The sequence below is a fragment of the Mycobacterium sp. Soil_C_30 genome, assembly GCF_057656995.1.
This window is the reverse complement of the sequence record NZ_JBDGJH010000022.1, coordinates 26,331-46,817: the sequence shown is the minus strand read 5'-3', so window position 1 is coordinate 46,817 and position 20,487 is coordinate 26,331. Positions and strand designations below refer to the sequence as shown.

Here is a 20,487-nt window from a genome sequence, read left to right as displayed (position 1 = left end):
GTGTCACTCAGGGGCGGAAAATCGGGCGAAAATCCGCCCTGGTGTGACACTCGGCCTAGACCCGATTCGCCCGTTCCCGCAGCACCTCCAACGCCTTGTCGGCGTGGGTGTCCATGCTGATCTCACTGGCGATCACCTCGAGCACCCGGCGGTCGGTGTCGATCACGAAGGTGGTCCGCTTCACCGGCATGAACTTGCCGAGTAGGCCTCGCTTCACCCCGAATGCGGTGGCCACGGCGCCGTCGGCATCCGAGAGCAGGGGATAGTCGAAGCGCTGCTGTTCAGCGAACTTCGCCTGCTTGTCCACCTCGTCGGTGCTGATGCCGACCCGTTGGGCTCCTACGGCGGCGAACTCGCCCGCGAGATCGCGGAAGTGGCAGGCCTCTTTGGTGCAGCCCGGTGTCATGGCCGCCGGGTAGAAGAACAGCACCACCGGGCCCTGGGCCAGGAAGTCGCTGAACCGGCGGTCGGCGCCGGTCTGATCAGGCAGAACGAAGTCGTCGATGAAGTCCCCGCGTTTCATGGAGGTCACGCTACGCCGCGGACGGGTCCGCGGGTCTGGGAGGATGACCCCGTGCCCACGAACGTCAATGTCACCGCCGTGACCACCACGCGGGAGGACTTCGCAGTCCTGGCCGCCGAGCACCGCGTCGTGCCGGTCACCCGTAAGGTGCTGGCCGACACCGAGACCCCGCTGTCGGCGTACCGGAAACTGTCCGCCAATCGTCCCGGCACCTTCCTGCTGGAGTCCGCGGAGAACGGCCGGTCGTGGTCGCGGTGGTCGTTCATCGGTGCGGGGGCGCCGTCGGCGCTCACGGTGCGCGACGGGGAGGCGGTCTGGCTGGGCGCGGTGCCCCAGGACGCACCCCGCGGCGGTGACCCGCTGACCGCGCTGAAGGAAACCCTCGAGCTGCTGGCGACCGCGACGTTGCCCGGGTTGCCGCCGCTCTCGGGCGGCATGGTGGGGTTCTTCGCCTACGACCTGGTGCGGCGGCTGGAGCGACTGCCCGAGCTGGCCGTCGACGACCTGCAGCTGCCCGACATGCTCATGCTGCTGGCCACCGATATCGCCGCGGTCGACCACCACGAAGGCACCATCACACTGATCGCCAACGCGGTGAACTGGAACGGCACCAACGAACGGGTGGACTGGGCCTACGACGACGCCGTTGCCCGGCTCGATGTGATGACCGAAGCGCTGAGCCAGCCGTTGCCGTCGACGGTGGCGACGTTCAGCCGGCCCGAGCCGGTGCACCGCGCTCAGCGCACCGTGCAGGAGTACACCGAGATCGTCGACAAACTCGTCGGTGACATCGAAGCCGGCGAAGCGTTCCAGGTGGTGCCGTCGCAGCGGTTCGAGATGGACACCGCCGTCGACCCGATCGACGTGTACCGGATGCTGCGGGTGTCCAACCCGAGTCCGTACATGTATCTGCTGCACGTTCCGAACGAGCAAGGTGAGACGGCGTTTTCGATCGTCGGCTCGAGCCCGGAAGCCCTCGTGACGGTCAAGGACGGGTGGGCGCAGACACATCCCATCGCGGGCACCCGCTGGCGCGGAGCCACCGAAGAGGAGGACGTGCTGCTGGAGAAGGAGCTGCTCTCCGACGAGAAGGAACGCGCCGAGCACCTGATGCTGGTCGACCTCGGCCGCAACGACCTGGGCCGCGTCTGCGTACCGGGGACCGTGCGCGTCGAGGACTACAGCCACATCGAGCGCTACAGCCACGTCATGCACCTGGTCTCCACCGTCACCGGCCTGCTGGCCGAGGGACGCACCGCACTCGACGCCGTCACCGCGTGTTTCCCGGCCGGCACGCTGTCGGGAGCGCCGAAAGTACGGGCCATGGAACTCATCGAAGAGGTCGAGAAGACGCGGCGCGGCCTCTACGGCGGGGTGCTCGGGTATCTGGACTTCGCCGGTAACGCTGATTTCGCCATCGCCATCAGGACAGCGCTGATGCGTGACGGCACGGCCTATGTCCAGGCCGGCGGCGGCGTCGTGGCCGACTCCAACGGCCCCTACGAGTACACCGAATCGGCCAACAAGGCCAAAGCCGTGCTCAACGCCGTGGCGGCCGCCGAAACGCTGAGGACTCCGTAGCGTGACCACCGACGAGGCACGCGAGCAGCGCGGGCGGCGGATGATCCGCATCGCCCAGCTGCTGTTGGTGCTGGCCGCGTTGGGGCTGTGGGTGGCCTCGCGGCTGCCCTGGGTGGAGGTCACCAGCTTCGACGGGCTGGGCCAGCCCAAGACCATCTCGTTGAACGGCGCCGCCTGGTCGACGGCGTTGCTGCCGCTGGCGTTGCTGCTGCTGGCTGCCGCGGTGGCGGTGCTGGCGGTACGCGGATGGCCGCTGCGCGCGCTCGCCATCCTGGTCGCCCTGGTCAGCGGGGTCACCGCGTATCTGGGCATCACTCAGTGGGTGGTGCGCGACGTCTCCGTACGCGGCGCCGACCTCGCGGAGGTGACGGTGGCGTCGCTGGTCGGCAGCCAGCGTCATCACTGGGGCGCTGTGCTGACGCTGATCGCGGCTGTGTGCACACTGCTGGCCGCCGTGCTCCTCATGCGCTCGGCCGGGGCAGGTAAGGGCACCACCACCAAGTACGTCGCTCCGGCCGCCCGCCGCGCCGCCGCCCGCGAAACCGCCGAGGACCAGCTGCCGGACCACTCCGACGGGGACGCCACCATGTCCGAGCGCATGATCTGGGATGCCCTGGACGAAGGTCGTGATCCGACAGCTGGCGCAGGCAGCTCCGCCGTGCCGCCGGATCCCGGTCCCGACAAGGAGGGCCGGTGAACATCCGAAGCCGTTCAGCGGCTACCCTTCAGGGACAACTTCGGGTCGTGGTCGGGTATCACCCGGTCCAGGTGGACAGCCACCTCACCACCCGGCGGGAGATCAGAAGGGACCGGCAGGGATGAGTTCGGCGACCGTCCTCGACTCAATCATCGAGGGAGTCCGCGCTGACGTTGCCGCCCGCGAGGCGATCATCAGCCTGGCTGAGGTCAAGGCCGCCGCCAACGCCGCGCCCCCGCCCCGCAATGTGATGGCAGCACTGCGTGAACCCGGTATCGGCGTGATCGCGGAGGTCAAGCGCGCCAGCCCGTCACGCGGTCCACTGGCCAACATCGCCGACCCGGCCGACCTGGCCCGCGCCTACCAGAGCGGCGGTGCCCGCGTCATCAGCGTGCTCACCGAGGAACGCCGGTTCCACGGATCGCTGGCGGACCTGGACGCGGTGCGCGCCGCCGTCACCATTCCGGTGCTGCGCAAGGACTTCGTGGTCGGGCCGTATCAGATTCATGAAGCCCGCGCGCACGGCGCCGACATGTTGCTGCTCATCGTGGCCGCACTGGAACAGCCGGCGCTGGAATCGATGCTCGAGCGCACCGAATCGCTGGGGATGACCGCCCTGGTGGAGGTGCACACCGAGGAAGAAGCCGACCGCGCACTGCAGGCCGGGGCCAAGGTCATCGGCGTCAACGCCCGCGACCTCAAGACCCTGGAAGTGGACCGGGACTGCTTCGCCCGTATCGCTCCCGGACTGCCCAGCGACGTGATCCGGGTTGCCGAATCCGGCGTGCGCGGTACCGCCGACCTGCTGGCCTACGCCGGTGCCGGAGCCGATGCAGTGCTTGTCGGCGAAGGCCTGGTCACCAGTGGGGACCCGCGTTCCGCGGTGGCCGATCTGGTGACCGCCGGAACACACCCGTCCTGCCCGAAACCCGCGCGCTAGCGTGCTGATGGCCCGCTCGCGCACCCACCGACTCTGATGGCTGACGTGTCCAATTCTGACTTGCCGCGCTCGAGCGCGGCCATCGCCGAGCCCACCATCCACGATCCCGATGCCCGCGGGCATTTCGGACGGTACGGCGGGCGACTGGTTCCCGAGGCGCTGATGGCGGTGATCGAAGAGGTCACCGCCGCCTACGAAAAGGCGCGCAGCGACCAGGAATTCCTCGACACCCTGGATCGGCTGCAGACGCACTACAGCGGACGTCCTTCGCCGCTGTACGAAGCGAAGCGACTGTCCGAGCATGCCGGTGGCGCTCGCCTGTTCCTCAAGCGAGAAGACCTGAACCACACGGGTTCTCACAAGATCAACAATGTGCTGGGTCAGGCGTTGCTGGCCAAGCAGATGGGCAAGACCCGGGTGATCGCCGAGACCGGCGCCGGCCAGCACGGGGTGGCCACCGCCACGGCGTGTGCGCTGTTGGATCTGGAATGCGTCATCTACATGGGAGCCGTCGACACGGCGCGGCAGGCGCTCAACGTCGCCCGCATGCGGTTGCTCGGCGCCGAAGTGGTGTCGGTGGAGTCAGGTTCACGAACCCTCAAAGACGCCATCAACGAGACCTTCCGGGACTGGGTGGCCCACGCCGACAACACCTATTACTGCTTCGGCACCGCCGCGGGGCCGCATCCGTTCCCGACGATGGTGCGCGACTTCCAACGGATCATCGGGCTCGAGGCGCGCGTGCAGATCCAGGCGCAGGCGGGCCGACTGCCCGATGCTGTCACCGCGTGCATCGGTGGGGGATCCAACGCCATCGGTGTCTTCCATGCGTTCATCGACGACCCCGGTGTGCGCCTGGTGGGCTATGAAGCCGCCGGCGATGGCGTCGAAACCGGAAGGCACGCAGCCACATTCACCGGCGGTTCACCCGGCGCGTTCCAGGGCTCGTTCTCCTACCTCCTGCAGGACGAAGACGGTCAGACCATCGAATCCCATTCCATTTCCGCAGGTTTGGACTATCCCGGGGTGGGACCCGAGCACGCGCTGCTCAAGGACCTCGGGCGCGCCGAGTACCGGCCGATCACCGACACCGAAGCCATGGATGCGTTCGGGCTGTTGTGCCGCACCGAGGGCATCATCCCCGCGATCGAATCCGCGCATGCGGTTGCGGGAGCGCTCAAGCTGGGTGTCGAGATGGGACCGGGTGCGGTGATCATCGTCAACCTGTCCGGGCGCGGGGACAAGGACGTCGCGACCGCGGCGAAGTGGTTCGGGTTGCTCGACGACGAGGCTGTGCAGTCATGAGCAAGTTGGGTCCGCTGTTCGAAGCCTGCCGCAAGGAAAACCGGGCCGCACTGATCGGATATCTGCCCACCGGTTATCCGGACGTCCAGACGTCGATCGACGCGATGACCGCGCTGGTGGACGCCGGCTGCGACCTCATCGAGGTGGGGATCGCGTACTCCGATCCCGGCATGGACGGCACGACCATCGCCGCCGCCACCAATGTCGCGCTGCAGCGCGGCGTGCGGGTGCGTGATGCGCTGCGCGCCGTCGAAGCCATCAGCAACCGGGGTGGCAGCGCGGTGGTGATGTCGTACTGGAACCCCGTGCTGCGCTACGGCGTCGACGCGTGGGCCCGCGACCTGGCCGCGGCCGGCGGCGCCGGCATGATCACCCCTGATCTGATCCCCGACGAGGCAGACGACTGGTTTGCCGCCTCGGATGCTCATCAGTTGGACCGCATCTTCCTGGTGGCGCCGTCGTCGACGCCGGAACGCCTGGCCGCCACCGTCGAGGCCTCCCGCGGATTCGTTTATGCCGCCTCCACCATGGGGGTCACCGGCGCGCGTGACGCGGTGTCCAACGCCGCGCCGGAACTGGTGGCCCGGGTCAAGGCGGTGTCGGACATCCCTGTCGGCGTCGGACTCGGTGTGCGCTCGCGGGAGCAGGCCGCCGAGATCGGTTCGTATGCGGACGGTGTCATCGTCGGTTCGGCGTTGGTGGCGGCGCTCGGTGAGGGCCCCGGCGGAGTGGCGTCGATGACCGCGCTGGCCAAAGAACTCGCAGCCGGTGTCCGGCAGAAAGTGACCGAGGTTCCTGGGTGAGCACGACGCTTCTGGCCGCCTTCCCCAGCCCGTCGCAGGGGGTGTGGCATCTGGGCCCGTTCCCACTTCGTGCTTATGCCCTGTTCATCATCATCGGCATCATCGCTGCGCTCGTCATCGGCGATCGCCGGTGGGAGGCCCGCGGCGGTGAGCGCGGAGTCATCTACGACATCGCCCTGTGGGCGGTGCCGTTCGGCCTGATCGGCGGCCGGCTCTATCACGTGCTCACCGACTGGCAGACCTATTTCGGCGCCGACGGGGCCGGTCCTGCTGCTGCCCTGCGGATCTGGGATGGCGGCCTGGGAATCTGGGGTGCGGTGGCACTCGGTGCGGTCGGCGCATGGATCGGCTGTAGGCGCCATGGCATTCCGCTGCCCGCCTTCGGTGACGCGATCGCCCCGGGCATCGTGCTGGCGCAGGCCATCGGACGCCTGGGTAACTACTTCAACCAGGAGCTCTACGGGCGCCCGACCGATGTGCCGTGGGGTCTGGAGATCTTCTACCGCCGCGACCCGTCCGGAATCATCGACGTGCACTCGCTCAACGGAGTGTCCACCGGTGACGTCGCCTATGTGGTTCATCCGACGTTCCTCTACGAGTTGTTGTGGAACCTGTTGGTTTTCGCGGCGCTGCTCTATGTGGATCGCCGGTTCAAGCTCGGGCACGGACGGCTGTTCGCGCTCTACGTGGCCGGCTATTGCATAGGTCGTTTCGGCGTCGAACTGCTGCGCGACGACTTCGCGACTCTCATCGCGGGTATCCGCATCAACTCGTTCACCGCGACCTTCGTGTTCATCGGCGCGATCGTCTACTTCATCCTGGCGCCCAAGGGACGGGAAGCGCCGGAGACGCTGCGCGGCACCGGTACTGATGCTGCGCCGCCGCGCGACGGCGAGGACCGCGAGCCGGCGGTCGGTGTCGAGAAGGAACTCGTCAAGGCCGCCGCCACCACAGGTGTCGTCGCTGCGGCCACTGTCGCGGTCAAGGAAGAAGCCCAGCCGGAGGCCACGAGCGCCGAAGGTCACCGAGACGATGACCCGGATGCCGTCGCGACCGATGCGGACGATGTCGAGTCCGACCCGGAGGACCAGGCCATCGTCGAAGCCGAGGCCACCGCGGACGGCGACCTGGTGATCGCGTCCGCGGCCCTGGCCGAGGATGCGCAACTGATCGACGAGGACCATGATCCCGTCGACGAAGAGGACCTGGACAGTCTCTGGGGCGAGGCCGATGACGAGGCCGAGGGACCGGTGTCGGAGCAGCAGGAGGAACTCGACGAGCCGGATGCGAAGGTTGCGGTCGATCAGCAGGCCGCTGCCGAGGAAGAGGCCGCCGAAGGCGAGGCGCTGATCGACGAGGCCGAGGTGGAGTCCGAAGCGGAACCCACCGCAGACGCCGAGCTGATCGACGAGGATCACGATCCCGTCAGCGCAGACGAGCTCGACGACATCACGGCCGAGGTGTCCGGCGCGCCGGTCTCCGAGCAGCAGGAGGAGCTCGACCAGCCGGACGGCAAGGCCGATGTTGATGAGCAGGCCGCTGCCGAGGAAGAGGCTGCCGAGGGTGAGGGCGCTGGGTCGTCATCAAATGATGACGACGCTGAGCTGATCATCGAGGAGGGCTTGGCGGATCTGTCGGAGGGTGACGCTGCGGTCGTGGAGCCGGTCTCTGAGCAGCAGGAGGAGCTCGACCCGTCGGACGCCAAGGCCGATGTTGATGAGCAGGCCGCCGTGGAGGAAGAGGCTGCCGAGGGCGAGCCCGCTGGGTCGTCATCAGATGATGACGACGCTGAGGGTGAGGTCGCGGAGCCGGTCTCTGAGCAGCAGGATGCACTCGATCAGCCGGACGCCAAGGCCGATGTCGATGAACAGGTCGAGGTCGATGACCAAGTCGGCGAGGAGCAGCCCGCTGAAAGCGAAGCGTCGGCCAGCGACTACACCGTTGTCACCACGCCCCCGGCCCCCGGGCAGGGACCGGTATCCCGGCTGGGTCGGCTGATCCGGCGCCGCCGCGGCTGACGGGGGCTACCAGCCCATCGACCCGGGGACTCCCTTGAAGGGCCCCACCACCGAGCGCGTGATCCAGCCTCCGTAGAAGCCGCCGGGCTGCGGTGTCACCGCCTCACCGTCGACCGTGCACCGGTCCACCGCGGCGGCCATCACCGCTACGGCCCCGGCGATCGCCTCGAATCCCGGGGTGGGCCGCAGGTACGTCCACGCCGCCCGTAACGCGGTCCGCGCGGGCGTCACCACGTCGAAGTAGCTGGCCTGCCCTTTCCATTCGCACCAGGACGAGCCCGCGGCGCCGCGCAGCACCCCGTCGTTGAACGCACTGGCCGGCAGGTAGAACGTCGGCGGATGGCTGGTTTCGAGCACCCGCCACGCGTGCTTGGTCGACGCGACGGTCTGGCCACCCAGTTCGATGGTGATGGTGGATTCGACGGCCTCGACTCGCGGTGGCCGCGGGTAGTCCCACACCGACTCCTGCCCGGGGCCGGGTACGTCGGGAACAGGTCGCATGCCTCCAGGTTAGGGAAAGCCAGAAAAGTGGTGGAGGAAAGCCCGAAAGGTGCGCGCGGACCGGCATTCGGGTGCGCATGATCTGGCATCCTTGGCGGTATGACGGACCCCCAGTTCGGTTCCAATCCCGGCTCCAACGCGTGGGAGGGCTCCACCCCGCCGCCGCAGTCCAGTTACCCGCCACCGCCGGCGGACTACGGGCAACCCGCTGGCCAGTACCCACCCCCGGGCGGCTACCCGGGTTCTTACTACGACCCCGCCGCCCCCTATGGCCGTCACCCGGTCACCGGTGAACCGTTCTCCGAGAAGTCCAAGATCGTCGCCGGGCTGCTGCAGTTGCTCGGCCTGTTCGGCCTGGTCGGCGTCGGCCGCATGTACATGGGCTATATCGGCCTGGGCGTGGCGCAGCTGATCGTGGGTCTGGTCACCTGCGGTATCGGCGCCGTCATCTGGGGCATCATCGACGCCATCCTGATCCTCACCGACAAGGTGCGCGACCCGCAGGGCCGTCCACTGCGTGATGGAACCTGACGCGCAGGCAGCAGCTTCTCGCCGCGCCCGTCTCGCCACGACGCTCGGCACGGGGGCGGTGCTGGCCGGAGGTCTGGCGTACATCGGTCTCCGCGACCCGCACCAGCCCGGGGCGCTGTTCCCGCCGTGCCCGTTCCATGCGCTGACGGGGTGGTACTGCCCGGGCTGTGGTGGCCTGCGGATGACCCACGATCTCCTGCACGGCGATCTCGGTGCCGCGGTGATCGATAACGTGTTCCTGTTGGTGGCCGTGCCCCTCGTCGCGTTGTGGGTGATGGTGCGACGGCGCCGTCGCCTGCGGGTCTGGCCCGTTCCGGCGGTCGCCGTTCTGGTCGCGGCGGCCGTGGTCTGGACCGTGGTGCGCAATGTCCCTGGCTTTCCGCTGGTCCCGACGCTTCTCGGCGGGTAGCTCGGCAACAGCGCTGTTACACTCGACAGTCGGTGGAGCAACCCCTGCGAGTGGGTGCGCCACCAGTGTCGGGCCGGTGCAGTCCCGGGTTTCACACATCAGACTGCGGCCAGTACTGAGATCTGAATGTCCCTCGTGGACGGAGGCGCTCACCTTCCCGCAGTTCCGACTGCGGAGGTGCATGGATGCTTTTCTCGGCAGTGCCGCAAGCACAGGGACTCTACGACCCCGAGCAGGAGCGCGACTCCTGTGGTGTCGCGATGGTCGCCGACATCAAGGGCCGACGGTCGCACTCGATCGTCGCCGACGGGTTGATCGCGCTGGAACACCTCGAACACCGGGGGGCGGCCGGCGCGGAACCCAACAGCGGTGACGGCGCCGGAATTCTGCTGCAGTTGCCGGTGGACTTGCTGCGCGAAATGGTCGATTTCGAACTGCCCGCCCCGGCCGCCGACGGAAGCAACACATTCGCCGCCGGCATCTGCTTCCTGCCGCAGGATCCGGTGGCGCGCACAGCGGCCCGGGCCCGTGTCGAGGAGATCGCGGCCGAGGAAGGCATCGAGGTTCTCGGCTGGCGCACTGTGCCCGTCGATCCCGCCGGCGCCGAGGTGGGGGATACCGCTTTGGGCTGTATGCCGCACATGGCACAACTGTTCGTCGCCGCTCCCGCCGACGCTGAGGGCCAACGGCTCTGCGGCCTCGATCTGGACCGGCGCGTCTACCCGCTGCGCAAGCGGGCCGGCCACATGACCTCGGAGATCAAGTCGACCGGCAGCGGCGTCTACTTCGTCTCACTGTCCAGCCGCACCATCACCTACAAAGGCATGCTCACCACGATGCAGCTGCCGAAGTACTTTCCGGATCTGCGCGACGAACGCTGTCGCAGTGCCATCGCGATCGTGCACAGCCGCTTCTCCACCAACACATTTCCGTCGTGGCCGCTGGCCCACCCGTTCCGCTTCGTGGCCCATAACGGTGAGATCAACACCGTCCGCGGCAACCGCAACCGTATGCACGCCCGCGAAGCCATGCTGGCCAGCTCGCTGATCGGCGGCGACCTCGCGCGGTTGTCACCGATCTGCACCCCGGAGTCCTCGGACTCGGCGTCGTTCGACCAGACGTTGGAACTGCTTCACCTGGGTGGGCGCAGCCTGCCGCACGCGGTGATGATGATGATTCCCGAGGCGTGGGAGAACAACGCCGACCTGAGCCCGCAGCGCCGCGCGTTCTGCCAGTTCCACGCCTCGATCATGGAGCCGTGGGACGGCCCGGCCTGCGTCACCTTCACCGACGGCACCGTTGTCGGTGCCGTGCTGGACCGCAACGGCCTTCGTCCGGGCCGGTGGTGGCGCACCATCGACGACCGCATCATCCTGGCCAGCGAAAGCGGTGTCCTGGACGTGCCGTCGGCCGAGGTGGTGGCCAAGGGCCGGCTCGAGCCGGGCAAGATGTTCCTGGTCGACACCGCGCAGGGCCGGATCATCTCCGATCAGGAGATCAAGGACGAACTGGCCGCGGCGCAACCGTATTCGGAGTGGCTGCATGCCGGGCTGCTCGATCTCAAGACGCTGCCCGACCGCAACCGCGTCCAACCCAATCACGAGTCGGTGGTGCGCCGGCAGATCGCCTTCGGTTACACCGAAGAAGACCTGCGGCTCATGCTCACTCCCATGGCGGCATCCGGCGGTGAGCCCCTGGGCTCCATGGGTACCGACACCCCGGCCGCTGTCCTCTCACAACGCTCGCGGCTGTTCTACGACTATTTCGTGGAACTCTTCGCGCAGGTGACCAATCCACCCCTGGATGCGATCCGCGAGGAGATCGTCACCTCGATGGCCCGGGTGATGGGACCCGAGCAGAACTTGCTGGAGCCGTCGGCGGCGTCGTGCCGGCAGATTCTGCTGTCGTGGCCGGTGCTCGACAACGACGAGCTCAACAAGGTCGTCCACATCAACGACGACAACGAGCATCCCGGGCTGAAGACCACGGTGTTGCGCGCCCTCTACGAGGTCGAGCGTGGTGGGGAAGGGCTGGCCGACGCGATCGAGGACCTGCGGCTGCGCGCCTGCGAAGCCATCACCAAAGGCGCCCGCACCCTTGTCATCTCCGACCGCGACTCCGACCACACCCGGGCGCCCATCCCGTCGCTGCTGGCGGTCTCGGCCGTGCACCACCACCTGGTGCGCACCAAGGAGCGCACCAAGGTGGCGCTGGTGGTCGAAAGCGGTGACGCCCGCGAGGTGCACCACATCGCGCTGCTGATCGGTTTCGGCGCCGCGGCGGTGAACCCGTATCTGGCCTTCGAGTCGATCGAGGACCTGATCCGCGAGGGTGAGCTCACCGGCATCGAGACAGCGGCCGCGGTACGCAACTACCTCAAGGCGCTCGGCAAGGGCGTCATGAAGGTGATGAGCAAGATGGGCATCTCGACTGTCGGCTCCTACACCGGCGCACAGGCTTTCGAGGCCATCGGCCTGGACCGCGGTGTCGTCGACGAGTACCTCACCGGCACCGTGAGCCAGCTCGGGGGTGTCGGCCTGGACGTTCTCGCCGAGGAGGTCAGGTTCCGCCACCGGCGGGCGTACCCGGAGAACCCGACCGAACGGGCGCACCGGCGCTTGTCGGTGGGTGGCGAGTACCAGTTCCGCCGCGACGGTGAGCTGCATCTGTTCACCCCGGAAACGGTCTTCCTGCTTCAGCATTCGACCCGCACCGGGCGCTATGAGGTGTTCGAGAAGTACTCCGAGGAGGTCGATCGGCTGGCTCGTGAAGGCGGCGCGCTGCGTGGATTGTTCACCTTCAAGAAGGGTCTACGCCCACCGGTTCCGCTGCACGAGGTCGAATCGGCCGACGAGATCTGTAAGCGGTTCAACACCGGGGCGATGAGTTACGGGTCCATCTCGGCCGAAGCCCACGAGACCATGGCCATCGCCATGAACAACCTGGGCGGGCGCTCGAACAGCGGCGAGGGCGGTGAAGATGTGGACCGGCTCTACGATCCGCGCCGGCGCAGTGCCGTCAAGCAGGTGGCCTCCGGGCGTTTCGGCGTCACCAGTGACTATCTGGTCAACGCCAGCGATATCCAGATCAAGATGGCTCAGGGCGCCAAACCGGGTGAGGGCGGCCAGCTTCCGGGCTACAAGGTGTACCCGAACATCGCCAAGACCCGGCACTCGACGCCGGGAGTCGGACTGATCTCCCCGCCGCCGCACCATGACATCTACTCCATCGAGGATCTGGCGCAGCTGATCCACGATCTCAAGAACGCCAATGACAAGGCCAGGATCCACGTGAAGCTGGTCAGTTCGGTGGGCGTCGGCACCGTCGCCACCGGGGTGTCGAAGGCGCACGCAGACGTGGTGCTGATCTCCGGGTACGACGGCGGTACCGGTGCGGCGCCTCTGACCTCACTCAAGCACGCCGGCGCGCCGTGGGAGATCGGCCTGGCCGACACCCAGCAGACCTTGGTGCTCAACGGCCTGCGTGACCGCATCACCGTGCAGTGCGACGGCGGTATGCGCACCGCCCGTGACGTCATCGTGGCGATGCTGCTGGGCGCCGAGGAGTTCGGTTTCGCCACGGCACCGCTGATCGTGTCGGGCTGCATCATGATGCGGGTCTGCCACCTCGACACCTGCCCGGTGGGTGTCGCCACGCAGAACCCCGAACTGCGGGCCCGGTTCAACGGCAAGCCGGAGTTCGTCGAGAACTACTTCCGCTTCATCGCCGAGGACATCCGGAAGTACCTCGCGGAGTTGGGTTTCCGCAGCATCGACGAAGCCGTGGGCCATGCCGAGGTGCTCGACACCGACGCCGGCGTGGCGCACTGGAAGAGCAAGGGGCTGGACCTGAGCCCCATCTTCGCGGTGCCCACCGACGCCCACGGTGCCACGTTGCCGCAGCGCCGACGCCTCCGCGATCAGGACCACGGCCTGGAGCATGCACTCGACCAGACGTTGGTGGCACTCGCCGAGGGCGCACTCGAAGACGCGCATCCGGTGACCCTCGAGCTGCCCGTGCGCAATGTCAACCGCACGGTCGGCACCCTGCTGGGTTCGGAGGTCACCCGCCGCTACGGTGCGGCCGGGCTACCGGAGGACACCATCACGGTCAAGCTGGCGGGTTCGGCCGGTCAGTCGCTGGGGGCGTTCCTGCCGCCAGGCGTCACCATCGATCTGGTCGGGGACGCCAACGACTATGTGGGCAAGGGACTCTCGGGCGGCAAGATCGTCGTCCGCCCGCCCGAGGACGTGTTGTTCCTGCCCGAGGACAACGTGATCGCCGGTAATACCCTGCTGTACGGGGCCACCTCCGGTGAGGTGTACCTGCGCGGGCGCGTCGGTGAGCGGTTCGCCGCCCGCAACTCCGGGGCGCTGGCCGTCACCGAAGGTGTGGGTGATCACGCGTGCGAGTACATGACCGGCGGTCGTGTGGTGGTGCTCGGCGCATGCGGCCGCAACATGGCGGCCGGGATGTCGGGTGGCATCGCCTATGTCCTGGGGCTGGATCCGGCCAAGGTCAACACCGCGATGGTGGAGTTGCAGGCGATGGACCCCGAAGATCTGCTCTGGCTGCGCGGTGTCATCGCCAAGCACGCCCAGTACACCGGAAGCACCGTGGCCACCTCGATACTGGCCGACTGGCCAAGGCGCAGTGCTCAATTCACCAAGATCATGCCCACCGACTACCAGCGGGTGCTGCAAGCCACCCGGATGGCCAAGGCCGAGGGGCGTGACGTCGATACCGCGATCATGGAGGCGACACGTGGCTGACCCACAGGGATTTCTTCAGGTGCCCAAGGTCGAGGCCACCAAACGGCCGGTCGACGAACGCGTGGGCGACTGGCGTGAGGTCTACGAGGCCCAGGATCCCCACCAGCGCGCTGCCGAGGTGAGTCAGCAGGCCCGCCGGTGCATGGACTGCGGCATCCCGTTCTGCCATTCGGGGACCGCCGGTTGCCCGCTGGGCAATCTGATCCCCGAATGGAACGACCTGGTGCGGCGGGGCCGCTGGGAAGCCGCCTCGGAACGGCTGCACGCCACCAACAACTTCCCGGAGTTCACCGGCCGGCTGTGCCCGGCGCCCTGTGAATCGGCGTGTGTGCTGTCGATATCCGAGCAGGACACCGGCGGCAGCGTGACCATCAAGCGCATCGAGCAGTCCATCGCCGACCAGGCCTGGATGGACGGCACCGTCGAACCGCAACCCGCGGCGATCGCCACCGGCCGCAGCGTCGCCGTCGTGGGGTCGGGCCCGGCGGGACTGGCTGCGGCACAACAACTCACCCGCGCCGGTCACAACGTCACGGTCTACGAGCGTGACGACCGTCTGGGTGGGCTGCTGCGGTACGGGATCCCGGAATACAAGCTGGAGAAGGCGACGCTGAACCAACGGCTGGCGCAGATGCGCGCCGAGGGCACCCGCTTCGTCACCGACTGTGAGGTCGGCGTCGATCTGTCCGTGGAGGAACTGCGGTCCCGGTTCGACGCGGTGGTGCTGGCCGTCGGCGCACTGCGCGGCCGGGACAACGACGTCGAAGGTCGTCATCTCGCGGGTGTGCACCTGGCGATGGAGCACCTGGTGCCGGCCAACCGGGAATGCGAAGGCGACGGGCCCTCGCCGATCTCAGCGGCCGGTAAACACGTCGTCATCATCGGCGGCGGCGACACCGGGGCCGACTGCCTCGGCACGGCCCACCGCCAGGGCGCGGCGTCGGTCACCCAGCTCGACTACAACCCCGAACCTCCGGAGTTGCGGGACGAGGAGCTGACACCGTGGCCGACGTGGCCGCTGATGCTGCGCACCAAGACCTCGCCGGCCCACGCCGAAGGCGGTCTGCGCCGCTACGAAGTGGCGGTGCAGCGTTTCGTCGGCGATGACGACGGCAACCTCCGGGCCATCGAGATCGCCGAGGTCCGGGTGACCCGCGACGCCGACGGTCGGCGCATCATCTCACCCGTCGGTGAGCCGTTGACGCTGCCCTGTGATCTGGCGTTGCTGGCGATCGGCTTCGACGGTGTCGAGCACATGCCGCTGCTCGACGGCCTCGGTCTGGAGCTCAACCGGCGTGGCGCGCTGCCGTGCGGGTCGGACTGGCAGACCACCGCACCCGGTGTGTTCGTCTGCGGTGACGCGCACCGGGGCGCGTCCCTGGTGGTCTGGGCGATCGCGGAGGGCCGCGCGGCCGCGCATGCGGTCGACGTGTTCCTGATGGGGGAGTCGGATCTGCCGGCGCCGGTCCGGCCGTCCGCGCTGCCGTTGGCGGTTGTGTAGCTACTGCCACGAGCCGGCGAATTCCGCGTTATCTGACTTCGGGAGGATGTCAGCAAAGTGACGAATGCGCCAACACATCTGTATCGGTCGAGATGGTTCCGGACTGCGACTATGCTGAGTCGTCGTGACTAGACGCGGCAAGATCGTTTGTACTCTCGGACCAGCTGTTGGAACAGACGAACAAGTCAGAGCTCTCGTCGAAGCGGGCATGGATGTCGCCCGGCTGAACTTCAGCCATGGCGAGCACAGCGACCACGAGGCCAACTACAAGCGGGTGCGCAACGCCTCCGATCTGTCCGGCCGGGCGGTGGGCATCCTCGCCGACCTCCAGGGCCCGAAGATCCGCCTCGGCCGGTTCAACACCGGCGCCACCCTGTGGGCCACCGGGGAGACGGTCCGGATCACCGTCGAGGACGTCCTCGGCGTGCACGACCGGGTGTCCACGACCTACAAACAGCTTGCCCACGACGCCTCACCGGGGGACCGGTTGCTGGTCGACGACGGCAACGTCGGCCTGACGGTCGAGAGCGTCGAAGGCGACGATGTCATCTGCAAGGTGACCGAGGGTGGTCGCGTCAGCAACAACAAGGGCCTGTCGCTGCCCGGTATGAACGTGTCGGTGCCCGCGCTGTCGGAGAAGGACATCGCGGACCTGGAATTCGCCCTCAAGCTGGGCGTCGACTTCATCGCGCTGTCCTTCGTGCGCTCACCCGCCGATATCGAGCTGGTGCACGAGGTGATGGACCGGGTGGGCCGCCGGGTGCCCGTCATCGCCAAGCTGGAGAAGCCGGAGGCCATCGACAACCTCGAGGCCATCGTGCTCGCCTTCGACGCCATCATGGTCGCCCGTGGTGACCTCGGTGTGGAGCTGCCGCTCGAAGAGGTCCCGCTGGTGCAGAAGCGCGCCATCCAGATGGCCCGCGAGAATGCCAAGCCGGTGATCGTGGCCACCCAGATGCTCGAGTCGATGATCGAGCACTCCCGGCCCACCCGTGCCGAGGCGTCCGACGTCGCCAACGCGGTGCTCGACGGCGCTGACGCGGTGATGTTGTCCGGTGAGACGTCAGTGGGCAAGTACCCGCTGGAAGCGGTGCGGACCATGGCCCGCATCGTCTCGGCGGTCGAAGAGAACTCGACCGCCGCCCCGCCGCTGACGCACGTTCCGCGTACCAAGCGCGGTGTGATCTCCTACGCCGCCCGCGATATCGGCGAGCGGCTCGACGCCAAGGCACTGGTGGCGTTCACCCAGTCCGGCGACACCGTGCGCCGCCTGGCCCGGCTGCACACGCCGCTGCCGTTGCTGGCGTTCACGGCGCTGCCGGAGATCCGCAGCCAGTTGGCGCTGACCTGGGGTACCGAGACGTTCATCGTGCCGCACATCCAGACCACGGACGGCATGATCCGTCAGGTGGACCAGTCGCTGCTGGCGCTCGGCCGGTACAAGCGGGGTGACCTGGTGGTCATCGTCGCCGGTGCTCCTCCGGGCACAGTAGGCTCGACCAACCTGATCCATGTGCACCGGATCGGCGAGGACGACCACGCGTAGCGATCAACAGGAGGTTCACGTGCCAGCCGGCTCCGACTTCGACGAGCTCCTGGCCGTGCTGGATCTCCGCGCCGCCGGCGACGACGCGTTCACCGGGCGGCACCCCAGCAAGAACCCGATCCGCACGTTCGGGGGCCAGATGATGGCGCAGGCATTCGTGGCGGCCAGCCGCACGGTGCCTCATCAGCTGCCCCCGAACGCGCTGTCGGCGCATTTCATCTCCGGAGGAGACCCGGAGAAAGATCTGGAATTCACCGTCGTGCGGCTGCGTGACGAACGGCGGTTCGCCAACCGGCGCGTCGACGTCACGCAGGACGGCCAGCTGCTGACGACTGCGTTCGTCTCGTTCCTGGCCGGGGGTCGCAGTCTGGAGCACAGCGCGGAGATGCCCGACGTGGCGCCGCCGCACGACCTCCCGAAGATCACCGAGCTACTGAAGGGCTACGAGGAAACGGTGCCGCTGTTCGTGGCGGCGCTCAAGCCCATCGAGTGGCGCTACACCAACGACCCGGCCTGGGTGATGCGTGACAAGGGCGGCCGGCTGCCCCACAACCGGGTGTGGATGAAGACCGAGAGGCCGATGCCCGAAGACCCGGTGCTGCACCACGCCGCACTCGTATATTCCTCGGACACAACGGTTCTCGACTCCATCATCACCACTCACGGGCTGTCGTGGGGTTTCGACCGGATCTTCGCCGTCACCATCAACCACTCGGTGTGGTTCCACCGCCCGGTGATGTTCGACGACTGGGTGCTGTACTCGACCACCTCGCCGGTGGCGTCGGATTCGCGCGGCCTGGGCACCGGGCACTTCTTCGATACCGACGGCAACATCGTCGCCACCGTGGTGCAGGAAGGCATCGTCAAGCATTTCCCCGGGAAGAACTGAACCCGGATCCGGCGACGGTGGCTAGGTGATGGGTTCGTCGCCCAGCACCGTGGTGCGCAGCATCTCGCGCGGTGAGTTCGGGTCATAGGGCGCGGCGCGGTGCAGCACGCCCTGGTTGTCCCACATGACGGTATCGCCCACCGACCAGCGATGGCTGTACACCTTGTCGTCGGAGGTGGCATGGTCCAGCAGCGCGCTCAGCAGTGCCCGGCCTTCGTCGACATCCATGCCCACCACGTAGTCCGCCGAGGCGCCCAGCACCAGCGATTTGCGGCCACTGCGGTGCGTCCACACCAGGGGATGTTCGTGGGTGCGCCGGGAACGCCACCGCGCCAACTGTTCCGGTGAGGGATCAGGGTGCACCCTGCGCTGCGAGGCCTCCAGAGAGTGCACCACCCGCAGGGCCGAGTAGCGCGCCTTGTCCTCGGCGGGCAGCGTGTCGTAGGCGGCGTAGGAGTTCGCGAACTCCGTCTCGCCGCCGTGTTGGGCCACCTGCAGCGCCGAGAGCACCGTGGCCTTCTGCGGGCACTCGTCACCCAACGGCGTGCAGCCGTCGATGTGCCAGTCGAAGGTTGCTTTCAAGTAGGCTGCCGAGGCGTTCTTGGACTTGTCGAGCGTGATGGGGTAGATGCCGGCCACCGGATGGTGACCGTCCGACGAGTGGTCGATCTGACCGAGGCGGCGGCAGAAGGCCACCTGCGCTTCGGGTTTCAGATGCAGCCCGCGGAACACCAGGACGCCGTTGTCCTCCAGCGCCGCGAGGATCGCGTCGGCGACCGAGTCGTCGTCGGTCAGCCGCGCGGGGTCGATGTCGGCCACTTCGGCGCCGACGGAGTGGGTGAGTTTGGTGAGGGTGAGCACACTCATGGTGGGCCTTTCAGGGAGTGGGTTCGCCGGTGCGGATCATCACGGCGTCGGCAGCGTCGACCGGAGCCGGCTGGTGCATGATCTCCACCGCCATCGCGACCATGATCAGCGAATAGATCAGCCGCAGCAGGTTGATCGCGTCGTCGGGCATGGTGTCCAGGTCGTACTTATCGCAGTAGTCGATGGCTTCCTCCAGGCGGGGGAAGAAGTCGTCGTAGAAGCGCTCCATCTCGGCCATGTTGCTGGCCAGCCGGGTGTTCCACCGCTCGGTCTCGGTGGCCAGGCACCAGGTTGTGGCGTGCCCCTCCAGTTCTGCGAATGCACTGGGCAGCAGGGTGTTCGGCATCAGAGTTCCGCCTGCTCGCGCCGGTAGGCGTCCACCCAGTCCACCGCCACCTTGTGCAGATGGCGGACCAGGATCTCCTGGTCGTTGAGCGGATAGTCGTCGACTATCCCGTACTCCAGCGCGGCCTGGGTGCCGCCGAGCATGCCGGCGTCCTGCAGTGCGAACTCCTTCAGCACCACCGCCGCAACCTCGTGTTCGATGCGTTCGCGCACGGTGCGGGCGGGGTGGAAGTATGTGTAGGCCTCGAAACGGTGGGTGTTGTGTGAGGTGGGCCAGTAGCGGTACAGCAGATACCAGCCGCCGTAGATCAGGATCTCGGTATTAGGGAAGATCTGGAAGTTGCTGATGCCCCAGGGTTCGATGCCGCCGGGGTTGAGCCCGCGGGGGAGTTCACCGATGTCCGGTGTCCGCCACGGCCCCACCAGACCGCTTCTGGTGGCGCGTTCGATCGGGTACATGTATTCCGGTGCCAGCAGCCACCGTCGGGTCCCCGCCGTCGAGACCAGGCGGTGAGGTCCGTCGAGCTGGAAGTGGCCGCAGGTGAAACCCGCTCCGGGCTTGCGGACTTCGGGCGGCACCTGCTGAGTGTGCAATGACGGTACGTGGTAGTACTCCTGGAAGGCGTCGGCGAAGATCTTCCAGTTGCTGTTGTTGTGCGCCATCCAGTCGTAGCGCTCGGTCAGCTTGCCGAAAGGGTAGCCGTCGAGTCCGGTGATCATGGGCCCCAGGAAATCCCGCAGCGTCTGCCGTGGCCGCGGGTCGAAGTTGAGGAACACGAAGCCGTTCCAGATGTCGCACTGCACCGTGGCCAGACCGTATGCGGCGTGGTCGAGGTCGAAGAAACTGCCCTCCGCAGGCACGTGGATCAGCGAACCGTCGAGTGCCCACCGCCAGCGGCAACGCCGGCACACCAGTTCTGCGCATTTGCCGGAGGTCTCGCGGTCGGGGAAGTCGTCCCACAGGAGCTTGTCGCCGCGGTGTCGGCAGATGTTGTAGAACGCCCGGACCGCGCCGTCCGCACCACGAATGAGGATCACCGACGACTCGGTGACCTCGATCTCCTTGGTGACGTAGTCACCGGGTGCCGGGATCTCCTCCACCCGGGCGACGTTCAGCCACGCGCGTTTGAAGACCGCCTCACGCTCCAGGGCGTAGAACTCCGGTGAGGTGGAGTCGGCGAACGAGACCGGGCCGGTGCCCAGTTCGGGATAGTGCTCGGTCCACGAGCCCTCGGGGGTTCTCAGGGAACGGGTCATGG

The 20,487-nt window shown here is 67.5% G+C and carries 17 protein-coding genes; 12 read left to right on the top strand and 5 right to left on the bottom strand.

Translation table 11 applies throughout. The annotated features are described in order from the left end of the window. Positions 1–55 precede the first annotated feature (55 nt). On the bottom strand, positions 56–523 hold the full coding sequence (locus AC3A6P_RS29265; RefSeq protein ID WP_487695865.1) for a peroxiredoxin: 468 nt from the start codon (positions 521–523) through the stop codon (positions 56–58). Between the two features lie 51 nt (positions 524–574). On the opposite strand from AC3A6P_RS29265, the gene AC3A6P_RS29260 reads away from it, so the two are divergent. From AC3A6P_RS29260 to lgt, 6 genes are all read left to right on the top strand, one after another. Beyond that, positions 575–2,104 (top strand): anthranilate synthase component I, encoded by a 1,530-nt coding sequence (locus AC3A6P_RS29260; RefSeq protein WP_487695863.1) that lies wholly within the window; start codon positions 575–577, stop codon positions 2,102–2,104. 40 nt (positions 2,105–2,144) lie between these two features. Beyond that, entirely contained in the window at positions 2,145–2,801 is a 657-nt protein-coding gene (locus AC3A6P_RS29255) for a TIGR02234 family membrane protein (RefSeq protein ID WP_487695947.1), read from the top strand. Positions 2,802–2,922: 121 nt separating this feature from the next. Further along, on the top strand, positions 2,923–3,741 hold the full coding sequence (gene trpC, locus AC3A6P_RS29250) for an indole-3-glycerol phosphate synthase TrpC (protein WP_487695861.1): 819 nt from the start codon (positions 2,923–2,925) through the stop codon (positions 3,739–3,741). Between the two features lie 36 nt (positions 3,742–3,777). After that, a complete protein-coding gene (trpB, locus tag AC3A6P_RS29245) occupies positions 3,778–5,046 on the top strand; it encodes a tryptophan synthase subunit beta (protein WP_487695859.1) in 1,269 nt (422 codons plus the stop codon). Next, on the top strand, positions 5,043–5,849 hold the full coding sequence (trpA, locus tag AC3A6P_RS29240) for a tryptophan synthase subunit alpha (RefSeq protein ID WP_487695857.1): 807 nt from the start codon (positions 5,043–5,045) through the stop codon (positions 5,847–5,849). The genes trpB and trpA overlap by 4 nt, the downstream gene beginning before the upstream one ends. Next, a complete protein-coding gene (lgt, locus tag AC3A6P_RS29235) occupies positions 5,846–7,867 on the top strand; it encodes a prolipoprotein diacylglyceryl transferase (RefSeq protein WP_487695856.1) in 2,022 nt (673 codons plus the stop codon). The genes trpA and lgt overlap by 4 nt, the downstream gene beginning before the upstream one ends. Positions 7,868–7,873: 6 nt before the next feature. Here lgt and AC3A6P_RS29230 read toward each other — a convergent pair whose 3' ends face one another. Further along, entirely contained in the window at positions 7,874–8,368 is a 495-nt protein-coding gene (locus tag AC3A6P_RS29230; RefSeq protein WP_487695854.1) for a DUF427 domain-containing protein, read from the bottom strand. Positions 8,369–8,467: 99 nt separating this feature from the next. On the opposite strand from AC3A6P_RS29230, the gene AC3A6P_RS29225 reads away from it, so the two are divergent. From AC3A6P_RS29225 to AC3A6P_RS29200, 6 genes are all read left to right on the top strand, one after another. Continuing rightward, entirely contained in the window at positions 8,468–8,899 is a 432-nt protein-coding gene (locus tag AC3A6P_RS29225) for an NINE protein (RefSeq protein ID WP_487695852.1), read from the top strand. Continuing rightward, positions 8,889–9,308 (top strand): DUF2752 domain-containing protein, encoded by a 420-nt coding sequence (locus AC3A6P_RS29220; protein WP_487695946.1) that lies wholly within the window; start codon positions 8,889–8,891, stop codon positions 9,306–9,308. Before AC3A6P_RS29225 ends, AC3A6P_RS29220 begins: the two co-directional genes overlap by 11 nt. A gap of 185 nt (positions 9,309–9,493) precedes the next feature. Next, complete coding sequence (gene gltB / locus AC3A6P_RS29215; RefSeq protein WP_487695850.1) at positions 9,494–14,080, top strand: glutamate synthase large subunit; 4,587 nt, start codon at positions 9,494–9,496, stop codon at positions 14,078–14,080. Further along, entirely contained in the window at positions 14,073–15,581 is a 1,509-nt protein-coding gene (locus AC3A6P_RS29210) for a glutamate synthase subunit beta (protein WP_487695849.1), read from the top strand. Before gltB ends, AC3A6P_RS29210 begins: the two co-directional genes overlap by 8 nt. A gap of 124 nt (positions 15,582–15,705) precedes the next feature. Next, the gene (pyk, locus tag AC3A6P_RS29205) at positions 15,706–17,127 is read left to right on the top strand and encodes a pyruvate kinase (RefSeq protein ID WP_487695847.1); all 1,422 of its coding nucleotides are present in this window, start codon (positions 15,706–15,708) and stop codon (positions 17,125–17,127) included. Between the two features lie 19 nt (positions 17,128–17,146). Beyond that, positions 17,147–18,016 carry an acyl-CoA thioesterase domain-containing protein gene (locus tag AC3A6P_RS29200; RefSeq protein WP_487695846.1) on the top strand — a complete coding sequence of 290 codons (870 nt, stop codon included), beginning with the start codon at positions 17,147–17,149 and terminating at the stop codon, positions 18,014–18,016. Positions 18,017–18,037: 21 nt separating this feature from the next. On the opposite strand, the gene AC3A6P_RS29195 is transcribed toward AC3A6P_RS29200, so the two are convergent. The 3 genes from AC3A6P_RS29195 to AC3A6P_RS29185 are packed head-to-tail and all read right to left on the bottom strand — an operon-like array spanning position 18,038 to position 20,485. Then, positions 18,038–18,883, bottom strand: coding sequence for a TauD/TfdA dioxygenase family protein (locus AC3A6P_RS29195; RefSeq protein ID WP_487695844.1), 846 nt, complete (start codon positions 18,881–18,883; stop codon positions 18,038–18,040). Positions 18,884–18,893: 10 nt separating this feature from the next. Next, positions 18,894–19,229, bottom strand: a complete 336-nt coding sequence (locus AC3A6P_RS29190; protein WP_487695842.1) for a hypothetical protein — start codon at positions 19,227–19,229, stop codon at positions 18,894–18,896. Next, positions 19,229–20,485, bottom strand: coding sequence for an aromatic ring-hydroxylating oxygenase subunit alpha (locus tag AC3A6P_RS29185; protein ID WP_487695841.1), 1,257 nt, complete (start codon positions 20,483–20,485; stop codon positions 19,229–19,231). Before AC3A6P_RS29185 ends, AC3A6P_RS29190 begins: the two co-directional genes overlap by 1 nt. Positions 20,486–20,487 lie beyond the last annotated feature (2 nt).